General features: G+C 31.7%; 1 protein-coding gene. It reads right to left on the bottom strand.

Features of this window, described 5'->3' with window-relative positions:
• Nucleotides 1-1,849: 1,849 nt before the first annotated feature.
• A complete protein-coding gene (locus ACFILT_RS03470) occupies nt 1,850-2,482 on the bottom strand; it encodes a hypothetical protein (RefSeq protein ID WP_375679586.1) in 633 nt (210 codons plus the stop codon).
• Nucleotides 2,483-2,611 lie beyond the last annotated feature (129 nt).

Genomic DNA, 2,611 nt, shown 5'->3' with positions numbered 1-2,611 from the left:
TATAATGGTTCACCGACGTCTCGTTATAATAATGTTGTATGGAGTGCTTTTCCTGGGCTTCAAGGTCATGTTCTGAACATGAAAAGTATTATACAAAAAAACACAATAAAGTCAATAGTTTGTTTGTAATTATTTTATATGAATCCACTTAAGAATCCATCTTTTTATGCATGATTCATTTGACCATTTTTTATATAAGATTGCCATGTATGAATAGACCATAAAAAGCAAATCATGATGTAAATATTATACCGCATGGGTGCATTCAAATGAAATGAAAAGCAGATATTATTCATAACAGTTTATAAATTTTATGATACGTTTTTATCACAGCACAAATCACATTGTTTAAAAATTTAGTCGTTTGGAATTATCGATAACATACGTTTAAAGATCCCATCTTGTTTTAAAGATTGGATTGTTAATCACATGATAAAAACATAAAATTACAGTTTTCAAAATTGAGAAGCGTAAAATCTAAAAATGCTATAGCAATATCTTATTACCTATAAGGGGGTAATCGTTTGAAACTGTTATAAGATAAATTGTACCAAAAGATACGCATTTATAGAAAATAGAGATCATATAATTTTTCCCAAAATTGGGAAAAACCTTTAAAATGGCATTAAAGAAATTAACTGTTTGAAACTGTCATAAGCTTATAGGTTTAATTTATAAAGATTGCATAAAAGGATTAAGGATAAGATCGCTTTTAAAACGCTTACTAAAAATTTAGAAAACGATAGGCAGGCATTATACAGACCCTATCATCACAACAGTATGAAATTCAAAACGTTATATCTTATGAAATCAAAAGCCTTTTAATGAATATAGTGCATAGCTAGTTTTGAAGAACGGAACTGTTCGCTTCCATAAAAAAATGGAGGCGGCTAATACCATAGCAGTAAAAGACTATTTTACCTTAAACATGATACTAAAAAACATTTTAAAAGTTATAGTTTAAAAATACGAAACCAAATGAGGTCTCCTCAAATTTGAGGGCATCTCTTTAGACAAGATAAGCAAACAAACTTCAAAATCGTTATAACATCACAAGGCATGGAATTTTTCTAAATTTTTAGACAAAACGCCATTGTTTAAAGAATGCTCTATTCTAAAGATAACGAGCTCGAATTTGAGCTGGTTGTTTTTGCCAACTCAAAATTGAGCCAGCTTATTTGTAAAAAGTTACATTTAATGAAAAGTAAAAATACGCTTATGAGAGTCTCTCTAAGTGAACGTTTGAAACGGATGTTTATAACAGTTTTTAAAGCCTTGCGTTTGATAAAAGCGGTTGTTTATTGTCTTATGAGAGTTTGTTTTAAAAACCAACGTTTGCAACTGTAAAAAACGGGTTTTGTTAAATCTATCAAGCGTTTTGATTTGTTTGATAGGTTTGATTTTAGACAATGTGTTATTTGAATTCACTTAACTCAATTTTAAAGTCAGTATATTGAAACGTTTTAAAAGAAGCATTTTGATCATGGGCTTTGTTTTAAATAAATCTCTTTAAGATAAAGACATTATGATTGATATATTTAATGGCGACAAAAAGCATTTATAGGCTCTCCCATTCAAAAGAGTGATTAAAGATCATACGCATCATTTACATTCCTTTTGATAAGTTTTCATATGTTTAATAAAGCGTTTGCAATATGATACCTTTTGTATATATGCATTCATTATTGATTTCGTTTATATGAAATATTTGCACATACCTCCATTGAAAGCCGCGTCATATCACTTGACACGGCTTTCTTTTATGAATGCTCTCTTTTATGATATGTATATTAAGCAATTATCTTATGATACGTTTATAGCCATCAAGAAGGCACCCCCATGTCTCTTTTTATTCTGTTTCATCAACAATCTTGACAAGGTTATCGCTTTCATAAACCTCATAATTTATAGGAACTTCCCTTACTTTGCTTTTCTTGGTTAATTTCGCATTGCCATAAGCGCGACCCCAGACCTTAGTATAGAATAAAACCTTGGCATTGCCAAAAACAGAGCNTGCATAACTAAAAACCGTAGCATCATAAGAAACATGAGCATAATCATAAATATGAGCATCAGCAAGAACGCGGGCAGCACCACTCACATGAGCATACCCATAAACATTGCCATAAACATGAGCATTGCCATAGACACAAGCATGGTCATAAATTTTTGCGTATTGAGAGATGAAAGCCTTGCCATAGATTTCACAATTCCCATAGATTTGACCACAAACTTGAGAAAAATGCCGTATTTTTGCATTTTCAGAAACGACGGCATAGCCATACACACAAGCTTTATCATAAACCCAGCAATTGCCATCATGGGATAGATTAGCTTCCTTTTCAATAAAGCCCCCTAAATCCCCAGCCTTAACATCATCAAAATCTTTTAAAGCTTTAATGCGATAAAGATTTATAATATTTCGAGTAAGTGCATGTTTGATTTTTTTGATTTCACTGGTTAATTCGTATTTTTGAGACATAGAGATACCCTCACATAATAGATATGTGTTAAACGGTTAGGAAAATTTGATTGGAAAGCAGGCGCCCCCGCCGCGCCCCGCGCTGTTATTTAAGCAGCGTCTCTTATGATTTGATCACAAATTTTAATA

It is taken from the genome of Bartonella sp. AP7XZML (assembly GCF_042195745.1).
Taxonomy (GTDB): domain Bacteria; phylum Pseudomonadota; class Alphaproteobacteria; order Rhizobiales; family Rhizobiaceae; genus Bartonella.
Note: the sequence above shows the minus strand (reverse complement) of the source record. Positions and strands in the feature narration are given on the sequence as shown.